We start from the raw sequence: 24,557 nt of genomic DNA on the forward strand, positions 1-24,557 counted from the left end.
CTTCTACGAACAACTTATCTGTTTATTAGTCGCATTGTAAACTATTTTCACACGGTTCAAAACCAATACATGCTCTTTTGGCTTCTAAAAGACGCCTAATTGGCTTGCAAAAGGTGCCCTTTTGGAGTCTAAGTAACGCCCTTTTGAAGTCCAATTAAGCACCTTTCACTTTACGGTTTTGTAACTAATTGAATACATGACACTTACAAGAGCAAAAAAATAGCCGTTTTTACCCTAAGGATAAGGTAAAAACGGCTATTGAATTGTAAATAAATTTCTAAGCAAACAAACAGTTTGGACAACAATATGAAAGAGATATCACTCAAATACGATTGGGATTTAAGATTCCTTTCAACAAGAATGTAGCATTCTGATTTCGTGCTACTCCCTTTGTAATCTTATACGAATAAGTGATATCCTCGCCTAACTCGATCTCAAAACAATAATTATGAAAACGCCCTGCGTATTCCTCTTCCATCTTTGAAAGTTCAAGGTCGTGCGTGGCGATAACGCCTGTTACATTGCGCTCGGCAATATACTGCAAGAAAAGACGAGAGCCATTCAACTTATCGAGAGAGTTTGTTCCCTTCAAAATCTCGTCCAAAATAATCAAACTTGGTACATCATCACGCAACGAGCCTAACAACTTCTTCAAACGAAGCAACTCAGCATTGAAATAAGAGATGCCATGCGTAAGGTCGTCCGTCGTGCGCATACTCGTAAAAAGATGAAACACCGAAACCTTCAAGTGTTCTGCAAAAACAGGCAAACCATTCATCGCCAAGAGGTAATTTATACCCAACGAGCGCAGGAAAGTACTCTTACCTGCCATATTCGCACCCGTAACAATATAATACTCATGATCATGGATTGTGAAGTCGTTTGCAACAGCCTTCTCGCCAAGGAACGGATGATAAAGATTTTTCGCATCATAAACTACCTTATTCTCCTCGCTGATTTCTGCCTGTACTGCCCTATCTTCATTCAATCGGAAGTTACCCATTGACACCAAAGCATCAAAGAGATTTAGACTATCTATCCACTCATTCGTGCGCTGTTCATAAGTATGTTGCCAATGAAGAAAGAGCCTTACGATAGCGATATCGATTAAGGCAAAACTGTTGAAGACAAAGACACCCACCTCGTTACTTCTGTTATCAATCTTTTGTAAGATAAGTTCTAATTGTTCAAAAGACTCCTCCGCACCCGCAAGTTTCTGTTTCAAAGCTTGTAGTTCAGCCGACTTAAACTCAGTCTTATTAACCAATTTCAATACACGTAAGTAGCCATCTACCTGCGTATGTACCTTTGCTATCAGTTCAGAAATGACACGCATGTGCTTATGCCCACAAAGAAAAGAGAACATAAAGTTAAATATTCCCCACCATACAGGTAATAAGAAAGGAACCAATCCCACAATGGAAAGCACAATACTCACATAGAAACCGAGTAAATCAGCATAACAGAAATAACGTAAAAGAGAGCTATGAAAAAACTTTGGAAAGCTCTGGCAATGAACATCCGTCAATGCTTTCAGCACTTCTTCCGTATTGATTCGTTCCTTTACACCTAAAGATTTGAATTCTGACAAGAATGGTTCTGACTTCCCTAATTCGTCAACAGAAGCCATTCGTTGACGTATTTGCCCAACAAGTTCCTCCCTCTTTGCACTGACCCATTCCGTAGACAGACAGGCTGCCAACTGGACACTACCACCAGTTGAGATAGTGCGGTTCATCCTTTGAAACAGCGAACCAGTTCCGAAAACATCCATATCAAAGGTATAAGGATGTTGCGGATTAACATATTGTTCGCCAGCTTCAAAGCCAGAGAAGTTGCCATTTAGATAGTCTATCTCATTCTGATAAACTCGCAGCAGAGCCTCTGCTGTCTTTATCTTTCGGTCGCTCAGTACGTCACGACGACGGATGTAAAGATAAAAACACAAGGCAGCCAAGGCACAGAGAAGTGTCCAAGCTGCATCTGCCAATAAGGTATAGAGAACTACAAAAACAATGGCAACTAAAAAAAAAAACGATTTCTGTCAGGATAAAAAACCGACTACGGCTACGGAGAGAGACGAGCGTTTTGGTCGTCTCTTCTGCTTTATGCTGATACAAATCAGTCAATTTTCTGTTCATAATACAAATAAATATAAGGTCAGGATGACATTATTGTGCCACTACCTCTTTACTAACACGGCCATCACTGTACTTCACAATGTTAACACCCTTTTGTGGAGTCGTGATACGACGACCGTCAAGTGTGTAGCGTGCTGTCTCAACAGCGGTATCTTTTCCTTCTGAAACGGTAGAGATTGCAGTGGTGTTTGGCTCAGAGATCGTACACTTGGCAGCATTCTCAATGCGCCCGGTAGTCTTATTAATCAGCAGAACACAGACTTTCAATTTCGACTTGTCTTGTATTATCTTCTTATTAGAAATATTCTTAAAGATATATGTATGGCTCTGTGGTTCGTCTGCCTTAATCGGAGTCTTGATATAGCCTGTCAAAGGAGCTTTTACTCCTTCTGCTGCAATGGCAACAAAGTTATTTTCAAGATTACGAATATCTCGAGGAGCATCAATAAAATAATCGAATTCTTTTGTGATACCACGATCAGCCGTACTACCTGAAAAATTGTTGTATTGTACCCAGTTAGGATTAGACATACCATCTTCCGTCAGCACATAAGCAAAGCCATAAGGGGCTTCATCTCGATTCACACAGAAGGTTACACTGGGAGTTACCGTAATATTGTTCTTTTCCTTATCCCATACAGCTGATACGGCAATGTCCATATCTGCTCCTTTTGATCGTTCCTCTTCAAACTCAGTTTGTGCCTTGAAATAACCCAGTAAAAGATTTCTATTCATATCAAGTGAAGGGCGACTTCTGTAATCTGTAGCTTTCCATGCATAGTCCGTACAAGTTAATGGATCAGCTCTACCTCCAGTATGGATAGCAATACCAATGAAGTCTTCACCATATTTATGTGCCAAATTCTCCATAAGTGCAATACCACGTGGGCAGTATCCACACCACATTCCAGTATACTCTTCAACTACAACTTTTCTGCGAGGCACCTTTGTAACAGTTACTCTCGGTAGTGTTGCATAGTTGATAGTAGCACTATTCAACTCTCCGTTTACCTTTGTAATTGTAAACAAAAGGTCGGTTTCTGACAACTGAGTATATGGTGGGACATCTATCTCTATCGTTGTTCCCTCCATGCGGTTCAATGGATTTGTAAGGACATAATTCTTCGACATCAGCTCCTTGCCACTGAAAGAAAGTGTATAATCGAAGTCACGAATAGCAGTTCTACCGTAATTGGAAACTGTGATTTTTCCTTTTACACTCTTTGCTGTGATAGGGACATATACCTTCTGTCCTGAAGAAGGAATAAGACTATAAGTTTGAGCATTGACGTTCACGGCATAAAAGAACACTGCAATAAGCGCAATGAACTGTATATAAAACTTATGTAACATATTAAGTTATGGGTTACTAAATTATATGCTTAACGAACAACATACTTCTTTGTAGAAGCAATACCTTTCTGCTTCACAATGTAAACACCCTTAGGGAGATTTGACAAAGATGTAATTTGCTTGTGCAACAATACCCCCTGAGTATTAAATACATCGTAAGTAATACCCTTCTGTGAAGCTACAGCACCAATACCTGTTGCCTTGGTATCGAACTTAACAGTAATTGATGGGCCCTCCTTCTCTTTATCAAAACCGAGTTCTTTTACTTTAAGTTTCAGCGTAATTGTACAATTCTCTCTTTCACCATACGTATGTTCTATCTCAACTGTTTCTTTTTCAAGACCTATAGACAACAGTTTAGTGCCTACTTCATAAGTTCCTGGATCTGGATTAATAGTACAATTTTCATACGCACAAACCTTCACTTCACCTTCATCTATTTCGTTAATAGTATAGGAAAGAGAAACATTCTGGGGTTTATCAGTCTTATTCTGAATAAACACCTTTCCTGCAATTTCAAACCCTTCAAAAGGAAATTCTGTTGTAACTGCCTTATTCAAGACAACAACAGTGCCGTTAGGAATAACTCTACCTTGCTCATCGAGGAAGGCAACATCATTTGTACTTGTCTGTGCCTGTGCACTAACAAAAAGACTGGTCAGCAGACCAATAAACACGAGTAAACGTAATTTCATATTGATTTTTTTATAATTATATTCTTAATTGATGATGATTCATTGATTAGAGAGATACCTTTTGGCGCACAGCCTGCAAGACTCCGCTATCATTATAGAAGAAACCTACTATCCATGCGTTCTTTGGAACGATACCTTCTGAGAGTGTATACGTTGTTTTCTCCTTATGAATACCCTTCGCAGAGAGCATTAACTCCGTTCCCCATTCCCCATTAATAGCAGCACGGAAGACGTGATTATGCACATATTCCTTCTCCACTTTGTTGTTTGGGAAAAGCTGTGGAGCCACCACACTATCCTCAACTAACCATAGCTGTAGCTTCCCTTTCACATCGTCAGCTAAGGTTTTCAAGTCGGTTTCAATCTCCATCTGACGTGTAGCAGTAACATACTGACATTTAAGATCTATATTGACTGTTGTTGTCTGAGCAAACTCTTCATAGATACGTCCAGCCCAAGCATCTTTGGAAAGTACACCTCCACGACGATTGATAATGGCTTTTGGCACATTTGGAACCGCCCAATACTTATAATAGGTATCTCCCACATCAGTGCGCAAACCAACGAATCCACTTCCACTCTTGATTGCGAGCGGACCAGCATGAAAGGCAACAGCAATCAGTTTGTCTGCACCATAAAGTTTTTGTTGCTCTGCTATCGCTTCTGAAGCAGCCGGACAAAAGATGCAACGCTGTCCTGTAAAATCTTCTATCAGTACATTGCGCTGAACAGTCGCAGCTGGAATCTCTATCAGTCTTTCATCAGAGCCAACCGAATCACAGCCTGTCAAAAACGCAACAGCAGCTAAAAGAGATATATAAAAACTTTTCATTTCCTATCAGAAGTTATAATTATAAGAGAGTGTTAAGCCCTTTGTTGCTGGGATATAACGACATACACCACCCGAACAGTTAAAGCCTGCACGTGTACGACCATAGCCTAATTGCAGTCGATGTGCACCCCCGCTATAGGTTACATAACCTTGGTAGTAATGCACCCGAGTATCACCAACATTATAGAGGTCGCTCAATGTAAACATCCAATGTGGTGCAAGCGACAGCTCAGCCAGTCCAAACAACCAATCCTTATCGCCATCTTTCGATACAAGATACTGTCCTTCTACACGCAACGTTGTGTTAGGCGAAAGCTTCTGTTTGACATCTGCCACAAAGATATGCGAATTGAGCATTCCTCCATGCCCCTCGAGTAATGTCTGATTGTAACGTTGATACATATACATCAGATTGAGTTTCGTATCTTTAGCAAGTCGCTTCTCCAACTGTACATCAATATCTTGATAATAAGTAGCGTCTCCCCATGCCCAGAACGGACTGCCATAACCATCTGTTCCGATGTCACCTGCACCATTCTTACGCACGGAATGAACATGTGAGAAGTTCACCTTTGCTGTCGTTCCATACTTACCACCTAACAAAGAACCTTTTTGAAAGGTATAGGCAGCTGCTACCTGATATGCCCACTCACCCTCTGGACGTGTGGCATAAGGATAAAGTGCTGCCAAAGTATAGGTATGTTCCATCGTAAATGGGGGCAGATGATTGACAAAAGAAGAGATTCCTTCCATTCCTCTACGGCTACGGAAACCCATATTCGTACTGCGTTTTGCCTGCAGAAGCAGACTCATTCCGCGCTTTGAATAGGAACCCGAAAGCATTGCAACGTAACCATTACGATAGATATAACCATTATCATGAGAAGGATCTTGCGATTTCATTGCCATCTCTGCCAATACATTAAAAGCGCGATGCTGCACACGCAAACGCATATCAAAGGCATTGACATTAAGCGGAAGGTGCAAACGATGGGTTGGATCAACCATTATCACCTCGTCTCTCTCATGTTTATTAAGATAGGAAGCACCTAAGGTTATATACGTACTATGCTGTTGAAGAGTTTTAAACAACTCGTCAATATTCCATTCAACATCAGCACCAGTCATCCAACTCTTGTTGTGATTCCAATATCGACGTTGACGACCAGTCAATACCTTCACTGCAACACCAGCCCAAGGGCGATAGTTCAATTGCGCACCTTGCAGAGAATTGTCAATTCCCAAGCTACGTTCTTCGTACGAACGGAGGATGAAACCTGAGCCAAACTGCTCATAGAAACTACCCAAGGTAAGCTCCGCATTCTTGTAACGACCTTTCAAGTAAGCATAAGGGACACCCCAACCCTTAAAGTCATTCTCATATCCCGGAAGCGGATGCTTCAAATACTCCAGTCTTGCACCAGCCTCAACATAACGGCTCGATAGCTTTAAGTCGAGATAAGTGTTCGTCAAGAAACGACCATCTGTAGCCTCAGCACCTATCGTACTGTCCTTTTGAGCCAACAGCATATCGCTCTGAAGACTTCCAGAAAGGCGTAATTTATCGGACTCCTCTTGTGCACAAAGAGATATACTACTCATACCAATAAGCAGTCCTATCATCATCAATTTCTTCATAGAATTACTTACCTGCCGCTTCTTTCACCTTTTTATATAGCTCTACTTCAGCACCATCAGTATAGCCGTTGTGCTTATAAACAATCTTACCCTGTCCGTCAAGCAACACGGTATAAGGAACAGACTGAATACCTAACGAGCGACGAAACTCACCATTAGGGTCGAGCAAAACATCATAACGCCAGCCATTCTGGTCGACCATTGGCTTCACCTTATTAACATTCTGTGCCTGATCAATAGACACAGCTACGAGTCGGACACCCGTTTCTTGCTGCCAATCGTCGTAAACTTCATCAATACTTGTGAGTTCACGATTGCAGGGCTTACACCAAGTAGCAAAGAAAGCTATAATAAGGGGCTTGCTATTATTAGAAATAGTGTCGGTTTGTACGGTTTTCCCTTCTATGTCTTTGAGCATTACTTTAGGCAGACGGTCTTGTGCAGCCGCTGCAAAGCTAATCAACAACAAACTAAGGGACAAAAATAGTTTATTCATCTCTTTTAATTATATTGCAGCCACAAAAATACGAAAAAAAAACGATACTACAAAGCACGAACAGCCAAAGAAAAGCAATATTATACACCTTGATCAATTCTATACACAAAACTAATTCAAGAGAGAGCACTTCTCCTTCTTAGTAATAAAAGACTGAGAAAGTTCTTCCTTTTATGTTTTTATAAAGAAAAAAGCCCTTATTACCCAACAAATGGATACTTTTATACCCAGCTGCTGGGTAGCATCGTACCCAGCGGTTGGGTAGCATCATACCCAGCGGTTGGGTAGCATCATACCCAGCGGTTGGGTAGCATCATACCCAGCAGTTGGGTATGGGAGAACTTACTCGCTAGGTACGGTACGACTCAGCAGCTGGGTATAAAAGTATTCATTCCTTGGGTACAAAACAAGCGATTGAAACTAACAAAAAAAGACTACTTGCTTGCAACCTTAAAGTTGCTGACAAGTAATCTTAAATTTATACGTAGCTCTTTCTATTGATAGACTACATTATGGCATTTCTCCTATCAAAGCCATTATATTTACTTAGTACTATGCTTTTTCTTAGAGCCTTTCAGCCACATATAGACCAACAGAAGGATGAAAACACCCAAGATACAAAGTAGCTGTACTGCATACTCTTGTGGGTGTCCCCAGAACTCTTTGAAGAAATTGATACGTCCAAGAATCTCCACTGGAGTCCAGAAAACAATCACCGTTGCGATTGACATACGAATATTAGCACCCCATGAAGCGATATAAAGCTGCTTCTTAAACATATAAAGCGCGCCGATGAAACAGCCAATACCCACTAAGAAAGTTACTGGATGATGGTCGCCAAGGAAGTTCTTATCATAACAGAACATCAGCAAGAGATAAAAAGCCCAAAGAATCATATTTACCTCCATAAAGGTGACAATAGATGTGTGGCGTGTCATTGGTTGGAAAGCAATCTCTTTCTTACGCTTTCCGAAAAGGCGTTTCTGAATCCAATTAATAAAGTTACAACCATTACGTGTGCTGAAGATATACATTGTCATCATCATCATCCAGAAACCGAAAGTAGCTGGGAGAATCAGATATTCAGGCTTGGTCACAATCTCTCCGTTTTCAATCTCTGGTTGTACACCAAAGCGGTGAGCGTAATATAGGAAGAGAAACTCCACCCAGCCGGTCCAGAAAAGCAAACCACCAATAAGTCCCCAAAGTGTCTGACGAGTATCACCTTTGACAAACACACCGACAATTACCATTACTAATCCCAAAAATCCCATAGCAAAGCCAGCATAATTCACAGCTTCTGCAGTCATGGTCTTTTCCATCATAATCATAAGTGCATGACTCAAAGGCATCGTGAACAATACAAAAATAAACGAGGCGAGTGCTCGCCATAAATAAATTTTACTTTTTCCCATAAATTAAAAAGGTATTAAGAGTTTAAAATAGTTTATCAACATCAACAGACATTCCTATCATAAGATTTGTTCCATCAGTCAATGGACAATTCAAATAATAATATTCTGGTTTATAATTAAAGATGTTATCAAGAATTACACTTACCTTCACACTCTTACTGATACGCTGCACCAAAGAGAGTTTGAAGAGAGCATAGGCTGGATAATGAATAGTTTTTATACCCTTAGAGATGTCATAATAATCAACAAACTCCTCATTATCAACAGCGGAAAGGAAACGACCATCAAGTCCGATGTTCGTACCATAATTCTTCGTCCACTGATGGTCCCAATCTATATGACCTGTCATAGAGTGTTTGCGGGCAGGTATATACTGATTGTTTACAGCCTTATCATTCTTATCCTTTGGCAAACGTTCGTGGGTATAAGCATAGCTATAACGAGCCGTGATACCATTTGTCCAACGTGCCTGTGCCGTAGCTTCTCCACCACTAACAATGTAATGATTTAGGTTGATATAAGGAAGATGTGGTACAACATCCGATGGATTCTTGTAATAAGGTGCACCAGTAGCAATCTTATTTTCTATTCGATTGCAATAAGCACTTACCGTAAAGTTATAGTGCCCCTTTGTATAATCAACCGAAGCATTGAAGTTCTGACTTACCTCTGGCTTCAAAGATGCGTTACCTTCAACAATCCATATTCCCGACATATCAAAGTTATAGTACTTCTCTTTCAACGTAGGTGCACGGAAACCCATACCATAACTGAGACGAACGTTTAAGTTATGTATAGGCTGATAACGTGCGCTCACCTTCGGAGTTAGGCGTGAGATATGCCCATCAGAGAAGTAGTCGTAACGCAAAGCACCCACAACTTCCCACTTCGGATTGATATTCCAGTCGTATTGTGCAAAGGCATCAAAAGAATCTTGCTTACGAATTCGACCCTCTAAGTTGGTATTGAAGAGATAATCATGCATATAATCTGCACCCACAGAGAGGACGTTTTCCCCTTCAAAAGTGTGATTATACAGCATACGAAGACTATTCTGAACATTTGAATAATCGCGGATGTCAAGACGAGTAATGCGCTGATAGTCTGACTTATCATACTGATCAAAAGCATAAGAGACGTCCACACTATTGTAGAGGTCTGGTGTCCATGTTCCACGAAGACCACCCGAAAAGTCACGATAGCGTTCTGGCACTTCTGATGTACGTACTAACTGGCGATAGAAATAACCTGCACGTCCTGTCAAACGAAGCTTATCATTCAACAGATAAGTAAGCTGTTCCTTAAAGTTCCAAACAGCATCACCATAGATAGTTGAAACTACACGTGTGATTGGATTAGGTCCATTGTTTACATTGAAGTTGTCAGAACTATTCCTATTGACCGTAAGCAAGTTATTCCACTTCCCCCTTGCGTACTGCCACGCCATCCCATAACGCTGTTCATTGTGGCGACCAAAGCGCATATTCAAGTTAAGTGCGCATGGATTTGGCTTTTTCTTGGTGATGATATTGATAACTCCACCAGCAGCATTAGAGCCATAAAGAGCTGAAGCAGCACCTTTCACAATCTCGATATGGTCAACATTATCCATACCAATACGAGTGAAGTCGACATCGTCCATCGTCTCACCAGCAAGTCGTTCACCATCCACAAGAATCAACATACTCTGTCCACCAAAGCCAGAGAAGTTCATGTGCACTTGCTGATTCATAGCGTAAGAGAACTCAACACCTGGTATTACCTGTTGCAAAACATCACGCAGATTGGTGGCATCTGTCTTCATAATATCATCAGATGTGATGAGTTCCGTCAACACAGGGGTATTGGCAAGTAGCTTCGGTGTACGTGTTCCCGTCACTACTACCTGCTCTAATTCTAAGCATTTATAAATGGAATCAGGCAATTCATCTGCCCACATCGTTGCAGGAAGCAGACAGGCAAGAACTGAAAGTATAATGGTTTTTTGTTTCATAACCAATCAAAAGATCTCATAACCTTATCCCTATTCTCTGAAAGAGCCGTTTGTGGGATGGTTTTCTGTTGTAGTTAATATGGATATTTATAATTGATTCTTAACCAACATTTGATACCATCGGTACCAATATAGTTCTCCAACTGCAGAGCAGCATACTTCCCATTCTTCAGACGAAGGATAAAGACATGACTATTCATGGTAAAAGATGGTGGCATTGGGGGTATTTCGATTTTCAACCAAGACGATAGTACCTTATTGATACGTATTCCTTGACAGCCAATCAGACTCATAAGCATCTGTGACTGGTCCTCCCAAACCTCGTTTTCTGTCCATTCATCTTCTTGGAATGTTGCTCCTAAGAAATAGGAACTATTCTTTGGAAGCTCATTCAAAGAGGTGTATTTCGTTTCAAGTACGGCACCACCGTTCGTCCTTACATTGTTACGATGAAAGGCAATGCTCCACGACTGTGGTTCAGGCTGCGCATCAGTAGCAGTAAAGCCACGCTTTTCATTTACCGAGATACCTTTTCCGAAGACATCAAACCAGTAAGTGTACATACCCGTTTTCCCATCACCACTACCCGATGTCAGACTCGTTGGGATGGCATAATGCGTGAAGTTCGTCTGTGCCTTAAGCAATCCTGCTGTGTCTTTACGCTCGATATACATCTGTAAAGAGTCAAAGTCAACATAATACCAGTCCCTCCAACTGGAGGCATTAACAAGCAGTTGACCCTCCGTTGTCACACTTGGAGTAGCTGGAGCCTCATCATATATATCGTCAAAAATGCCGTTGCAGGCTGTCACCATCATCATAATGGCACAGCCTGCAAGGATAGAAATAGGGCGAAATACTCTGTGCATTAGCGTATAACGTTTTACTTAGCCTTTTTACCAGTATATGTTGCTGAGATTGAGAGTGGCATATGTGTAAGCCTATAGCTATTTGTAATTGTCAAAGTCCCATTCTCATCAAGTTTAACAATAATCTTACTTGGTGACTCGAAAGCATAGTCTTTATTAAGACTCATCAGACCTCCTTCAGACTTAAGATGTACCTTAAGACCATCACTGCTATAATCACGAATAAAGCTGTGAGTTGCTTCATCGTAAGAAAGATTCTTTACGGTATATGAATCTATCGTTAAGTTACCCACCATCATAATTCCTGCATAACTCTCTGTAGGTGTTGTTACATTGATGGTACCATCCTCGTTAGCAGTAATCTTATAAGATACGTTACTTGCATCATAAGGTCCATAGGCTGGTCCTACCAACAAAGAGGTCGTACCAGTATAACTTCCTGCCACCTTAGACGCTGCTGAAGCCTCAACATAATGCCAAGTAATATCAGTACCACCCATGAGTGATGGGATTGTTATCTTAATTTCTCTCATCGAACCACTCATCGTAGCATCATATTCCTTCGCTGCGCCACCACCATTTGGGTTCGCAATCTTCATTTTACCAGTACCATTAATGGCGTGATTAGCCATGGTTATCACGAAAGAACCAGTACCCCACTGAGTATCGGAGAACTCTGCAAGGAACTTACCACCGTCCTGCAACACCTTAATCTTAGCACCTGTGTCAAAACGAACATTGTCGAGTACTCTGTTCTTTACAGTCAAATAGCCTGCATACTCGTGTATCAACTTTGGTTGTGAAGGGGTTTCACTTGGCAAGAACTCAATCTTTGAAATATCTGATGCGTTATAAGTTACAACGCTACCATCAGTTTTTGTTACCTTTAATGACTGCGCCTGTACTGCGAGTGCACTCAAGAAAGATACGATTACTAAAGTAAAGATCTTTTTCATTTACGTATAAATTTAAATGTCTTAGATAATGATTTAACTACAAAAACGCCTGTTTGTCCGTCAAGAGGAATCTCAACAGAACCACTCTGGCTTACGGTTGCACGACCTACCAACTGTCCGTTGATTGTGTAAACAGCTACTTGACTACCTGCTTTCAGCCCTTCTCCCTTCAAGGAGTTACCAAAGGAAAAGACAGCATTGTTGCTTTCTACATCCAGCGTTCCAATACCTGTTGGTTGATTAGCAAAGGCAAAAGCACGGAAATCTGTCAGAGGATACTCTATTGTTTGGCTTCCAGCAGTTAAAACCATGGCAGTGGAAGTGAAGGTAACAGTAGGTTTCTCAGACAGAGCAAAGTAAGTGTCTTTGCCATCTTTGTCACTTACTTTCACATAGTCAGCTGCAGAAGCAGAGAGTGTGCTCATGGAAGCTAACAGTGTAACAGCAAGTGTAAAAAATAATTTTTTAATTCTCATGTTACTGATTCAGTTTATATTAAATTCTAATCGAGTGCAAAGTTATAAGAATCAACATTACAATACAATACCTAATAATAATGATTTTAAACCAAAAGACAGCCAAAAACACTAACTTACACCTATAAGAGGAATTCAAAGCTACAATATATAAATCTACAACTTCCTGCCCTATCAATTAACACAAACAGGCGATTCAGGCTGATTTTATCGTCTTTACACTGAATTAACACCATAGATAAAGTTCTAAAAGTAAACTTTAACGAATTGCAAGTCCCTCTACTACGAGCTCACAATACATTTTACTCACTACCTATTTATAACGAATAGAACTTCTGATAACCATATTAGGTTCTTCCGTTGAATGCTATAGATTGCAAATAACATAATGACTTATTCCCTTACATGGTATGACTATACCAAAGCAGATAGTCTTACAAAGGGGGATAAACTAAAAGATAAAATGCAAATAGAAAACCTGTCTATCCGTCTTCTACAAACAATTCATTCTCATATCACCTGTGTTTGTAAACTATTTTCACGTAGCTCAAAACCAACACATGCTCTTTTAGCTTCTAAAAGACGCCTAATTGGCTTGCAAAAGGTGCCCTTTAAGACCCTTACTAACGCCCTTCTGAAGTCCAATTAAGCACCTTTTCTTTTGCCTCTTTATAACTAATTGATTCCCTGTTAGTTGCAAACTTGCTTTTTATATGTGTTTTTATCCTTATTTATAGATGCCTTATCTAAATTTATGTAATAATTTTTCAAGCCTTTATCTACGCTTTTTGATGTTTTTAAATAAAAAGATTTCCTGTGTTGGAGGAGGATAATAGAATAGACTGTTGAGGCTAATAGCAATAGTTTTGTTTAATAAGTGACTTCGGTTCTACCATTATTATCTATCATAACAAACCTAATGTCAAACGTAAACTCCACCTCATCTATTCATAACAACAATAAAGGCTGAAATCCACAATCGGATCTCAGCCCATTAGTTTTAGGTGTTGGAAGAGCGAAACCTTACGTTCTCCGTTAGAAAATGAGTAAGACTTACTATGTTAAGATCTGTCTTTGCTTCATTTCCAAGTATTTATTGATAACATCAATACTGAGTTTTTCTGGCGTTGTCAAAACACTATAGATACCATGCTGACGCAGTGTTGATACTATCAAACGCTTTTCATTAGCAAACTTCTCAGCAATAACATGCTGGTAATATTCCTCTGTTGAGTGTTTCGGAGAACGAATATAATCATTCATCTCTGCATCTTCAAAGAAGACAACGAGCACACGATGCCACTGACTAAGCAACTTCAAGTAAGCCAACTGACGATTGAGAGCTGTCATACCAGAGAAGTTTGTGTAAATAACGAACAGACTTCGCTTGCTAACTTGTTTATGTACATTGGCACACAAACCACTAAAATCACTTTCGCCAAACTTCGTTTCCTGTGCGTAAAGTGACTCTAAGAGAAGTTGCATCTGACCAGTTTGCTTCGAAGGAGCAACAAACGTGTCCATTCTATCTGCAAAGGTTATCAAGCCAGCCTTATCATCACGGCGCATGGCAACGTATGACAACACCAAAGAAGCATTGATACTATAGTCGAGAAGCGTCATTCCACGGAACGATTGCTGCATAACACGTCCCTTATCAATAACCGAGAATATCTGCTGAGAACGCTCATCACGATAGACATTCACCATCAACTGATTGCGACGTGCACTTGCCTTCCAGTTTATACTTCGGTATTCATCGCCTTTCACATAGTCTTTTATCTGCTCAAACTCAGTGTTGTTACCTGCCCGACGTATACGCTTTATACCCATTTCGGTAAGGTTATTGCTTATCGCAAGAAGCTCATAGCGATTCAGCATCATATAAGAAGGATAGACCTTAACGTCTTCTGCGTTACCCAACGTATAACGACGTTCGACAAGTCCTAAGACTGTACGTGTGAAGCAACGAATCTTACCAAAGGAGTAGACGCCACGCTTCATCGGTCTGAGCGTATAACGAATCGTATTATTACCCATCGCTGTTAGATGACTCTTATAGCTTATGTCTCTCCGTTGGAACACCTCTGGAGCCTCATCTATTACCGTCAGCCACACAGGGAAGGAATACTTACTTTCTAAACTTATCTTGACAACATTCTTATCGCCATTAGAGAAACGTTCTGAACAGGTTCGCTTCGCTGTTATCCCACGACGATGATAGAGCATAACAGCATCGACCACAACCATAGCAGCAAAGATAAAGAGAAGTATCTTTGCACCCATGAAAAGCTGTGGGAACACATAACCAAAGCCTGCGAGCAGGGTAAGGCTTGCTAATATAAAATAAAACCTTTTAGTAAGGAACATTTCGTCTTTATTTATTTGAGTGCTACTCGACTAAGCTCATTACTTAGGTACTTCGACCTTGTCAATCAACTTCTGTGCAACCTTCAATGGGGTATATCCCTCCATTTCAGCCTCAGCAGTGAGGATGAGACGATGTTGAAGAATACTTGGCGTAACAAACTTGATATCTTCGGGTGTTACAAAGTCGCGACCACCCAACAAAGCTGAAGCCTTAGCAGCATTGAGCATAGCCACAGAGGCACGTGGACTGGCACCGAGATAGACAGCCTTTGAAGTACGAGTCTGCTGAACAATATTTGTAATATAGCGTAGGAGGCTCTCCTCAATATATACAGTATCCAGTTTCCTACGCATCTGCAACAGTTCGTCAATAGTAAGTATTGGCTTAACATCCTCCAACTTGATAAGATTCCGCTTCTCCTGATGACACTTAAGGATATTCATTTCCTCATCAATAGAAGGATAGCCCATGCTTATCTTAAAGAGGAAACGGTCGAGTTGCGCCTCTGGTAGACGATAAGTACCTTCCTGCTCTACTGGGTTCTGTGTCGCAATGATTGTATAAACATCGCTCATAGGATGAGTTGTACCATCAATCGTCACCTGACGTTCCTCCATTACCTCGAAAAGGGCAGCCTGCGTCTTTGCAGGAGCACGGTTGATTTCATCGACAAGGACGAGATCAGAGAACACAGGACCTTCATGGAAGTCGAACTCAGAGGTCTTCATATTGAAGACTGTCGTACCGAGTACATCACTTGGCATGAGGTCTGGCGTGAATTGAATACGGCTAAAACGCGCATCTATCAGGCGAGACATCAATCGTGCCAACAAGGTCTTAGCAACACCAGGCACACCTTCTATCAGCACATGACCATCTGCAAGAATCGCTGTTAACAACAAGGCAACTGCTTCCTGCTGTCCAACAACAACCTTACTTATCTCTCCTCGCAACTGCATCACCTTTTCACTGAATGCAGCAAGGTCGGTTCTTTCTTCTTTATACTCTTCCATCTTATTTATTGTTTGCTCTTCAATTACATTTTTCTTTTGCTCATCCATTGCGTTTATAGCTTATTGATTATCATATCCATACCGTCTATTGCCTTTCGCAGAGCAGCATCTTTCAGTTCATCATCACCCTGCAAATAACGGTCAACACGGTCAAATATCATTCGCACTTCAGCCTCTGGCATTCCTGTTCGAATGGCTATCTGTGCTATGTTCTCCTTCCTTGACTCGATATCTTCGACATCTATCATCGTCATACGACGTAAGGTCTCGGCAAAATAACCATACTTCTTCTGCAGCAAGTCACGATTGATATGCTTCTGATGATAAAGGGTACCAATCAACTTCACGAACTCTAACGAACGATTTGCTGGTTCCTCTACCACTGGGATAACGCGTTGTCGTCTACGTGCATAGAACATACAGAAGAGTAATAACCCTCCTAAAGTAAGATAGATAGCCCATCGGAGAGGCTCATTTTGTAGCCAAAAGCGCAGTGGAGTATCTGTTTCATATTCTGTCTCAGGTCCATATGCCTCAGTACGAACAATTGGCAAGCCTCGGAATTGGGACATCATACGGAAGATGAGACCATTAGTCTGCGTATCAAGGATACCATAATTGGTCATTAACAATGGACCACAAGATACAAAGAGTTCACCCTTTCCTCGCTTCACTCTAACCATATGTGCCAACCAATAGCCATCTGTAGAATCAGATTCCTCCGCTGAAAGCCAACTGCTAACCAAAGTATCGCACACTGCCTTCCCTTCTACTGTAACATTATTACCAGCCATCGCGGCATAGACAGCGTATTCTTTCTCCTGATAAGGCAACTGTTGAGACCAAACTAAGGTATCATAAGGAATTGACTGATTCACAATTGAGGACGTAACCTCCATAGGAGAGAACCCATATTGCCCATTAATAGCTACCTGCAAATCAGGGTATAGGGAATCAGGTTCAATAGAAGACGCTGCAATAAACACCTTATTACCAGCTTTCAACAGTCTATCCAGCGCACGAATATCTGTTGCAGAAGGACGAAAACTAACTGTTTGAATTAAGAAGGCGTGCGGTTTCTTACCATATCCGTCACGTTCCAACTGTGCTATTGTTTTCTTTGTCACCTCATACTTAGCAGGAACAGACTTCTCCATCAGCGAGTCGAACACCGCACAACCAAATGGTTGCTTATCGTAATGATTAAAGGTAGGCTCCCAAACAAACTTTGAAGGCGCATTCCACTCTAATAGAAAGACAAAGACAAGGAAGCCAGCTACGAAGAACCAAAAGCGCTTGTTCATTCCTTACCTCCTTTCTTTATCTTACTTTCTAAGTCTATCAGTAGTCCTACAAGTTCTTCAGACGCTTGATAATTACCATATCTTACACGCATAAAAGCTGTAGTCATTCTTTCAAATTCTACAGATAGATACTCACGAGTGTATTGAGTTGGCGTCTTATAGAGCTGCCAACTAATCTTATTACCATCTGATAACCAACGAAGTGTACGCAGATAAACAATTCTTACAGCCTTATAATAATCCTTCTGTGCCATTGCTTTGGCATAAACAGCCTCAAAGTCTACACCGTAGATATTGTCTTCTTCATCGTTTTCATTCGTCACCTTACCTGCTCTACCAAAGAGTTTGAATTGATAACGGTATAAGATGAAGGCGATTAGGGCAATAAAAGCAAGTGCAATAACAATGTATATTACGATACGGAAGTCCCCCTTGCCCTGAATACTAAATAGATCAGAGAGGAACTCACCTATCTTTGACATCAGCCAATCCCACCAATCAAGTTCAGGTGCCTGTAACTCTCGCGCATAGTTGTACGCTTCATCAGCACGATACTGATGAAGTAACGCTGAATCACACGACAAAGTATCACTTAATGGCTGTAACATAGAACCGTTTTATCAGAGTTTATCAAAGTTATCAATGTCGGTATCTTTCTCTGCTAACTCCTCAAAGTGCTGTATGTCGTCCTCTACAGAGAATCCATCTTCCTCCTCTGCGATGCTTCCATAGTGAAAAGCTAAAGCAAAGGTAGAGATTGTCATCGTAAGATACATACCGAAATTCATGAATACGGATGACAAATAAACGAAGAAACTATACACCGGACTTGCTGCAAAAGAGCTCTGAGTGGTATCAGTAGCCAGTAAAACAGACTTCACAACAGTCAATATATACCAAGGAATTGATGTGAATGAAGACAGGATATTAGTCAAGAATCCTATCACAAACATCAAGCCAAACAATGACCAGAATGAATGGAAGCCAAGTTTTAAGCCACGAGTTATTGAGCTAAACAACGTTTCCTCATCTTCAAAAACATAGACAGGTAACGCCATAGAAACAGGCAAACAGCATACTACTAACGCAAGAATTGGTATAACGGCCAGTATCGGTGCACTTGTGATTGCAGCAAAAGAAATGATAAGAACCAAAACTACGATAAACAGAGCGACAAGAACCACGGTCATTAACAACGAGCGTTTAATCACCTGAATGATTATAGGTTTTAAGTCGCTCAGTGTCGTATTACGAAGTCTATTTGGACTCTTATGGTAGTATTTCACCATACTATAGCAGATTCCTGCCAACAAGGTAGAACCTATCAGCAGACAAATACTATATCCCACGTACGAAGCACCTAATCTAAGGAGCATCCCCTGCGCCACGTCTACATCCTCCCCCATATCGAAGGTATTGGTATAATAAGGTGCTAAGACCTTCATCATCATCTCCATTGCGAAACCTTGTACCAAACAAAGTGGCAAGAGTAGATAGGTACATGCACGCAACAAAAACTTAAAATTCTCACGAATAAACTCAAAAATCGCTGAGAACTTCTCGCCGAAACTACGAACTTGATAAAGTTCAATCTTTGGTCTTTCTATTTGCATTTTCTAAATGATAATTACGCTTATAAGGTAAGTAAATAAAATAATACACGACAAACGCTAATGATACAAGTATAATACCAATGCGGATAAAGTCATTCAACTCGGTATGACGAGTTATAAATCCTTCAATAAAACCTGCCAAGATAAAGATAGGTACAGTTCCAACAACTATCTTCATTCCCCTCTTTGCACCTCGCTGAAAGCTAACCAAGCGCGAGTAAGTACCTGGAAATAACCAACCATTACCGATAGCCAAGCCTGCAGCACCAGCCACAATGATAGCTGAAAGTTCCAACGTACCATGCAACATCGTCGCTAAAAGACTTTCACCTAATAATCCATGCTGATAAAAGAAGGTATCAAAACAACCAACCATGATACCATTTCGGAACAAAAGAAAGCCAGACATAAAGCTCGTCAATACGCCCGAAACAAACACATTAAACGACACCATGATATTGTTCAACGTAATCCCAAGAAACATACTTCCCTCTTCTTCAGTGCCATATACGCCCATCGGCTCACCCTTCGCTATATTCTCAAGGGTCATATCCATATAGCCATCGCCAAGTATCAAGCGTGGGAAGGACTCATCTCCTAAGGTTGATACAACACCTATCAGCACACTCACCATAAAAATAATGAATGACAGAAGCAACAACTTACGCTCTTTCCACATCACGTCAGGAACCTCCTGCGTCCAAAAAGTTAACAATCGCGACCACTTCTCCCGTTTATTACGGTAGATTTCATTATGAAGTGCAGAAGCAAGTTTATTGAGATAGATGGTAATACGTGAACGAGGATAATGTGTCTGTGCAAAAGCAAGATCGGCTGTAAGCTCTGTATAAGCATCAGCCAACTGGTCAGGCATTTCAAATTTGACATTATCTATCATGCCTTCCATCGCCCGCCACTTCTCAATATTATTGCGTATGAAAAGAATTTCTTTCATGCAAAGTCCACACGTAATTTACACATTATTATCATTTACGCAACAAATTTAGAGTTTTTTTCTTACATTTGCAACAGAAACAACATTTAATTATCAAGAAAATGCCCGAAGCCAATATCATAACAGGTCAGTACGTCCAAATAAGTCAGTCGCCGGCAAGTTTAGGAGAGCGTATCGTTGCACAAATAATTGATGACTTCCTAATTATCTGCTATCTGGTTGGTGTAACCCTCCTAATAGCAGAGTTAAACCTTTCTTTTACCTCGAATGAATTATTCTTCCTATTAGGTATCTACCTTCCTGCCCTCTTTTACCACTTCCTTATGGAACTTTTCAACCATGGGCAAAGTGTTGGTAAGATGGTGATGCATATCCGTGTTGTGAAAAAAGACGGAACGACACCAGGCATTGGTGACTTTTTTATGCGTTGGCTTCTACAACTTGTCGACCTTGGTTTCTCTGGTGTTGGCGCACTTGTCATTCTCATCTCTAAGAATTCACAACGTCTTGGCGACCTCGCAGCAGGGACAATGGTCATCCAACTTAATGACTATCGCAAGATTCAAGTATCACTTGACGAGTTCTATTATCTTGATAGAAAGTATAAACCTGTCTATCCACAAGCTGAAGACCTCTCTCTTAACCAACTTGATGTCATCCAACGTACGCTCAATTCTGAATACGGATACGAGCGCGAACGTCGTATTGCTTCCCTTGCAACTAAGGTACGAGAACATCTCAAAATATCTGACACGAACACTGCTGATGAGAAGTTTCTTTATACAATCGTACGTGATTACCAGCATTTCACGTTGGAAATAATATAAAGAAATAGGGAAAAGGAAAGTATAAAACAGCATGGATATCTAAGAGAGCTGCTCTGTATAACTTTGGTATTAGTGCCTTACGATGCCATGTTATAACGACAACTATAAAGCGTTCTACCCATTTTCATTCAACGTATTTTTGCTTAGCACATAATGTGCGGATGCCCAACACGCATGGTGTTCATGCCTAACACATGATGTGCGGAGCATTAATCACATCGCTATTGGTTATCAAAACAAGCACTACTGATCGTTAGAAAAGAGTTATTATGACGTCTCTCAGAAAAAAGATAATAGCTATTGGAGGAGCATTGGCTTACCCACCCATAAGTATAACACCTGATATTACAAGAGAACACTTCTCTGGGAAGTGGGTACTTGTGACGGGCGCATCGCATGGGATAGGACGAGCATTAACCGAAAAATTAATCAGTGCAGGTGCAAATGTCTTCCTCATTGCTCGAAGTGAAGAGGAGTTACGTTTCTTATGTTCTAAGGCTAAGCAAATGGGAAATAGTGCAGAGTACTGCGCAATAGACCTAAGAAACAGAGAAGAACTGGAGCAGCTCTGCATGAAACTAAAGGAAACACTACCACAGTTGGATTACTTTTTCTGCAATGCTGGTAAATCTATCCACCGCAAAATCAATGATGCACTGGACCGGCTCCACGACTATGACCGTACGATGGACCTCAACTATCGTTCCTTGGTCGCACTTTCATTAGCTATCTTACCTGCTTTGAAAGCAAGCAAAGGACGAATCATCTACTCTTCATCAGTGAGTATACTCTATCCAATGGCACCGGGCTGGTCGGCTTATCATGCCTCAAAAAGTGCAGCAAACACATGGTGCGAAACGGCAGACAGCGAGTTTGCGCCGTTAGGTGTTCACGTGCAGATAGCTTATTTACCCTTGGTTCACACAGCGATGTCAGATGTTAACGAACAATACAAGCATCTACCTGCTTACGCTCCAGCTGATGCAGCCCATATTCTGTTGAAACTTGCCATTCGGGAGGTTAGGACTTATAAACCTTGGTGGGCAAAGTTATCAGCCCCAATAGCCTATCTCTTTGCTCCGATTATCCACCTATATTATAAGCGATTGCCATGAGAAGAAAGAATGAAGCTATCCTTTCTATCCTCTATCGCTTACACATAATCTCACCAAAGGGCTTATTTGTGTGGGCAAAAAGCCTCATCTTGGAAGGTATTAGCCTAATGGCGCTACTTCGCTTTGTTGCTTATTTCTATCCACAACGCTGTGCAGTCATTGATGATTGCCAATCTTTGACCTATCGAGAGCTCTACACTCGTACTCGTCAATTCGCACAAATTCTCTACACAAAATACCACCTCCAACCCAAAATGAGAGTGGCTTTGATAGGACGTAACAGCCTCACCTTAACCATCCTACTACATGCACTCTCACGATTAGGCATACACACCACCTTACTTAGCACAGACTTAGGTACGGAACAGATAACAGCAGTCTTACAAAAGCATCACTATCAACTCTTTATATATGACGAAGAACTCAAACAGGTTCCCATAGAAACTCCTTGTACGGCTGTTACAACAGAGACGCTAAGCGATATCCTTTTTTCTAAGGAGGCACAAAAAAGAGATATAAAACTCCCTAAAATTTGGCGAGGAGGAGAAATAACCATTCACTCAGGGGGAACAAGTGGTGACTTTAAGAGTATTGCCCGCCGCCCTTCTGTCACCTCTTTTCTCCCTCCATTGCTTGCGCTACTACACAACATCAGAATCTACGAATATAAGAGTGTGCTGATTTCACTGCCATTCTATCATGGCTTCGGACTTTCAACGCTTATCATCTCCTTACTTATGGGTAAGAAGGTATGTCTACAAAAACGCTTCGATGCTATCAAAACCTTAGAGATTATTCAGCGTGAACAGATAGAGGTTATACCAATTGTTCCTGCAATGCTCGCACGTTTTTGGCAGATTGAAAATGCAAAGGAGAAGATGAAGAGTCTACGTTGTCTGATAAGCGGTGGCGACAGACTGCCTAAAAGCCTCATCGAAACGACACATAAAGAAATAGGTAAGGTACTCTTTAACCTTTATGGTACGTCTGAAGCAGGATTTTTTATGTTGGCAACACCCAAAGAATTAGCTTCCTTTGAAGAGACAACCTTAGGTAAGCCTATCCAAGGAGTTGACTGTAAAATAAAAAATCTCAATGAAGAAGGAATAGGAACACTTTGGGTACGTTCTCGTTGGGCGATGCATGGAAAACAGAATCAATGGCAAAATACAGGCGATTTAGTCTCACAGAATAGCGAAGGTTACTTCTTCCATCATGGAAGAGCCGACCGAATGGTAGTCTGTGGAGGTGAGAACGTTCAGCCCGAACACATCGAACATGTACTTCTCTCCCACCCTATGATTATTGCTGCACGTGCCTTTACCGTTCCCGACCCTAACTTTGGCAATGTCATCCACACGGAAATAGAGTGTACAACAAAGGCTACTCTAACAGAGGCAACACTCCTCAACTGGCTCCGTCCACAACTGTCACGGGCAGAAATGCCGCATAGCATCCGCTTCAAAACCATTGAAATGCTCTCAACTGGTAAGCAAAAGGTCCGCTAATGGCTCTTCCTTTTAACTCCTAAAATACAATTATTTGAGAATAGAAAATATATAATCCATATCAAATACCATCGCATAACATACCTCAACTTTATAAACTCATACATGAAAACAAAGCGTAAAGATATATTACAACATTAATAAAAAACTTGCCCCATAACACCAAGAGTGGTGACAGGGGCAAGAAAACGAAAATTAAATTAATAAATTAAAAAGTATTGCTATTGATATCGCACCAAGGGCATATCTCTAAAAACATGAATAAAAATTAATTCAGAATCTTTCAAAACCGAGTTTGTTTTCAAATCTGTTCTGTTAACCCAAAACCTTTCGCATTCAATGAGGATTAAACGGTGTCTGGTACAGGTCCATTTTCCTCTTCTTTCTTTTCCTTTTTCTTCTTGTCTTTCCCTGCCTCTTCTGTCTTTCTCACCGATTCGTAAGAGTTTATGGCAAGCTCACTCTTCAACTCTCTTCCTGGCGTAAAGACTACACGAGGTTTAATCGTTTCAGTCTTAAAAGCCTTTTCCGTTGCAGCCCCTTCGCTTGAAAGTGTCAGGCGCATTGTGCCAAACTCCCCCAACTGCACACTAAAGCCGTCACGGAGGTAATGAGGCAGACAATCCATAAAGTTTGATAGTACGTTTTCAATATCACCACGTGTCAGCGAAGAACGTCCCGCAATGTCATGCGCTATATCCCGTAAGGTTTTCTTCCCCACGTTCACAGGACTTGCATAAAACTTCCCAGGACCTGTCTTGGTGCCTGGCTTTCTTCTTTCAATCAATTTGATCTTCATTGTGTTTAAGATTTTATTAGTTATTACTTACTTATGCTGCACTTTGCAGCAACACTTTTTTCATTAGTTCCGTTTCTTATACCCAGCATAATTAAGCTTAAGTAAAAGCGTTTTTGTTCAGTATTCAGAAGAAATAAAACCTCCGCAAAGCTTGGAAAATTCGCACAATGCGGAGGCTTAAAACATAT

At 40.9% G+C, this 24,557-nt stretch carries 20 protein-coding genes and 1 pseudogene; 3 read left to right on the forward strand and 18 right to left on the reverse strand.

Annotation, left to right across the window (positions count from 1 at the left end; all coding sequences use genetic code 11):
* Window positions 1–322 precede the first annotated feature (322 nt).
* The 17 genes and pseudogenes from J4861_RS09725 to J4861_RS09805 all read right to left on the reverse strand — a co-directional run bounded on the left by J4861_RS09725 (window position 323) and on the right by J4861_RS09805 (window position 20,120).
* A pseudogene (locus J4861_RS09725) lies at window positions 323–2,141 on the reverse strand (MutS-related protein).
* A gap of 30 nt (window positions 2,142–2,171) precedes the next feature.
* A complete protein-coding gene (locus J4861_RS09730; protein WP_211816696.1) occupies window positions 2,172–3,494 on the reverse strand; it encodes a thioredoxin domain-containing protein in 1,323 nt (440 codons plus the stop codon).
* 29 nt (window positions 3,495–3,523) lie between these two features.
* On the reverse strand, window positions 3,524–4,189 hold the full coding sequence (locus tag J4861_RS09735; protein WP_211816697.1) for a T9SS C-terminal target domain-containing protein: 666 nt from the start codon (window positions 4,187–4,189) through the stop codon (window positions 3,524–3,526).
* A gap of 46 nt (window positions 4,190–4,235) precedes the next feature.
* Entirely contained in the window at window positions 4,236–5,021 is a 786-nt protein-coding gene (locus tag J4861_RS09740) for an Omp28 family outer membrane lipoprotein (protein ID WP_211816698.1), read from the reverse strand.
* Between the two features lie 6 nt (window positions 5,022–5,027).
* Window positions 5,028–6,659, reverse strand: a complete 1,632-nt coding sequence (locus tag J4861_RS09745) for a DUF6029 family protein (protein ID WP_211816699.1) — start codon at window positions 6,657–6,659, stop codon at window positions 5,028–5,030.
* Window positions 6,660–6,663: 4 nt separating this feature from the next.
* Entirely contained in the window at window positions 6,664–7,155 is a 492-nt protein-coding gene (locus tag J4861_RS09750; protein ID WP_211816700.1) for a TlpA family protein disulfide reductase, read from the reverse strand.
* Between the two features lie 542 nt (window positions 7,156–7,697).
* Window positions 7,698–8,570: a hypothetical protein gene (locus J4861_RS09755; protein ID WP_211816701.1), complete on the reverse strand. Its 873-nt coding sequence runs from the start codon at window positions 8,568–8,570 to the stop codon at window positions 7,698–7,700.
* 22 nt (window positions 8,571–8,592) lie between these two features.
* A complete protein-coding gene (locus J4861_RS09760; protein WP_211816702.1) occupies window positions 8,593–10,563 on the reverse strand; it encodes a TonB-dependent receptor plug domain-containing protein in 1,971 nt (656 codons plus the stop codon).
* A 74-nt stretch (window positions 10,564–10,637) separates the two neighbouring features.
* The gene (locus J4861_RS09765; RefSeq protein ID WP_211816703.1) at window positions 10,638–11,432 is read right to left on the reverse strand and encodes an HmuY family protein; all 795 of its coding nucleotides are present in this window, start codon (window positions 11,430–11,432) and stop codon (window positions 10,638–10,640) included.
* Between the two features lie 14 nt (window positions 11,433–11,446).
* Window positions 11,447–12,388 (reverse strand): calycin-like domain-containing protein, encoded by a 942-nt coding sequence (locus tag J4861_RS09770; protein WP_211816704.1) that lies wholly within the window; start codon window positions 12,386–12,388, stop codon window positions 11,447–11,449.
* Window positions 12,385–12,864, reverse strand: coding sequence for a hypothetical protein (locus J4861_RS09775; RefSeq protein ID WP_004361561.1), 480 nt, complete (start codon window positions 12,862–12,864; stop codon window positions 12,385–12,387). The genes J4861_RS09770 and J4861_RS09775 overlap by 4 nt, the downstream gene beginning before the upstream one ends.
* A gap of 1,056 nt (window positions 12,865–13,920) precedes the next feature.
* Window positions 13,921–15,234 (reverse strand): DUF58 domain-containing protein, encoded by a 1,314-nt coding sequence (locus tag J4861_RS09780; protein WP_211816705.1) that lies wholly within the window; start codon window positions 15,232–15,234, stop codon window positions 13,921–13,923.
* Between the two features lie 39 nt (window positions 15,235–15,273).
* Window positions 15,274–16,248, reverse strand: a complete 975-nt coding sequence (locus tag J4861_RS09785; protein WP_211816706.1) for an AAA family ATPase — start codon at window positions 16,246–16,248, stop codon at window positions 15,274–15,276.
* A 53-nt stretch (window positions 16,249–16,301) separates the two neighbouring features.
* Window positions 16,302–17,552, reverse strand: coding sequence for a DUF4350 domain-containing protein (locus J4861_RS09790; RefSeq protein ID WP_211816707.1), 1,251 nt, complete (start codon window positions 17,550–17,552; stop codon window positions 16,302–16,304).
* Window positions 17,549–18,160, reverse strand: coding sequence for a DUF4129 domain-containing protein (locus tag J4861_RS09795; protein WP_211816708.1), 612 nt, complete (start codon window positions 18,158–18,160; stop codon window positions 17,549–17,551). The genes J4861_RS09790 and J4861_RS09795 overlap by 4 nt, the downstream gene beginning before the upstream one ends.
* Before the next feature lie 12 nt (window positions 18,161–18,172).
* On the reverse strand, window positions 18,173–19,165 hold the full coding sequence (locus J4861_RS09800; RefSeq protein WP_211816709.1) for a hypothetical protein: 993 nt from the start codon (window positions 19,163–19,165) through the stop codon (window positions 18,173–18,175).
* A complete protein-coding gene (locus J4861_RS09805; RefSeq protein WP_211816710.1) occupies window positions 19,140–20,120 on the reverse strand; it encodes a stage II sporulation protein M in 981 nt (326 codons plus the stop codon). Before J4861_RS09805 ends, J4861_RS09800 begins: the two co-directional genes overlap by 26 nt.
* A 101-nt stretch (window positions 20,121–20,221) precedes the next feature.
* Here J4861_RS09805 and J4861_RS09810 point away from each other — a divergent pair, with 101 nt between their 5' ends.
* The 3 genes from J4861_RS09810 (at window position 20,222) to J4861_RS09820 (ending at window position 23,570) form a co-directional block, all read left to right on the forward strand.
* Entirely contained in the window at window positions 20,222–20,947 is a 726-nt protein-coding gene (locus tag J4861_RS09810) for an RDD family protein (protein ID WP_211816711.1), read from the forward strand.
* Window positions 20,948–21,216: 269 nt separating this feature from the next.
* Window positions 21,217–22,062 (forward strand): SDR family NAD(P)-dependent oxidoreductase, encoded by an 846-nt coding sequence (locus tag J4861_RS09815; protein ID WP_428842167.1) that lies wholly within the window; start codon window positions 21,217–21,219, stop codon window positions 22,060–22,062.
* Window positions 22,059–23,570: a class I adenylate-forming enzyme family protein gene (locus J4861_RS09820; RefSeq protein WP_211816712.1), complete on the forward strand. Its 1,512-nt coding sequence runs from the start codon at window positions 22,059–22,061 to the stop codon at window positions 23,568–23,570. Before J4861_RS09815 ends, J4861_RS09820 begins: the two co-directional genes overlap by 4 nt.
* A gap of 346 nt (window positions 23,571–23,916) precedes the next feature.
* On the opposite strand, the gene J4861_RS09825 is transcribed toward J4861_RS09820, so the two are convergent.
* Window positions 23,917–24,369, reverse strand: a complete 453-nt coding sequence (locus tag J4861_RS09825; protein WP_211816713.1) for an HU family DNA-binding protein — start codon at window positions 24,367–24,369, stop codon at window positions 23,917–23,919.
* Window positions 24,370–24,557 lie beyond the last annotated feature (188 nt).

Source organism: Prevotella melaninogenica (assembly GCF_018127925.1).
GTDB classification, from domain to species: Bacteria; Bacteroidota; Bacteroidia; order Bacteroidales; family Bacteroidaceae; genus Prevotella; species Prevotella melaninogenica_C.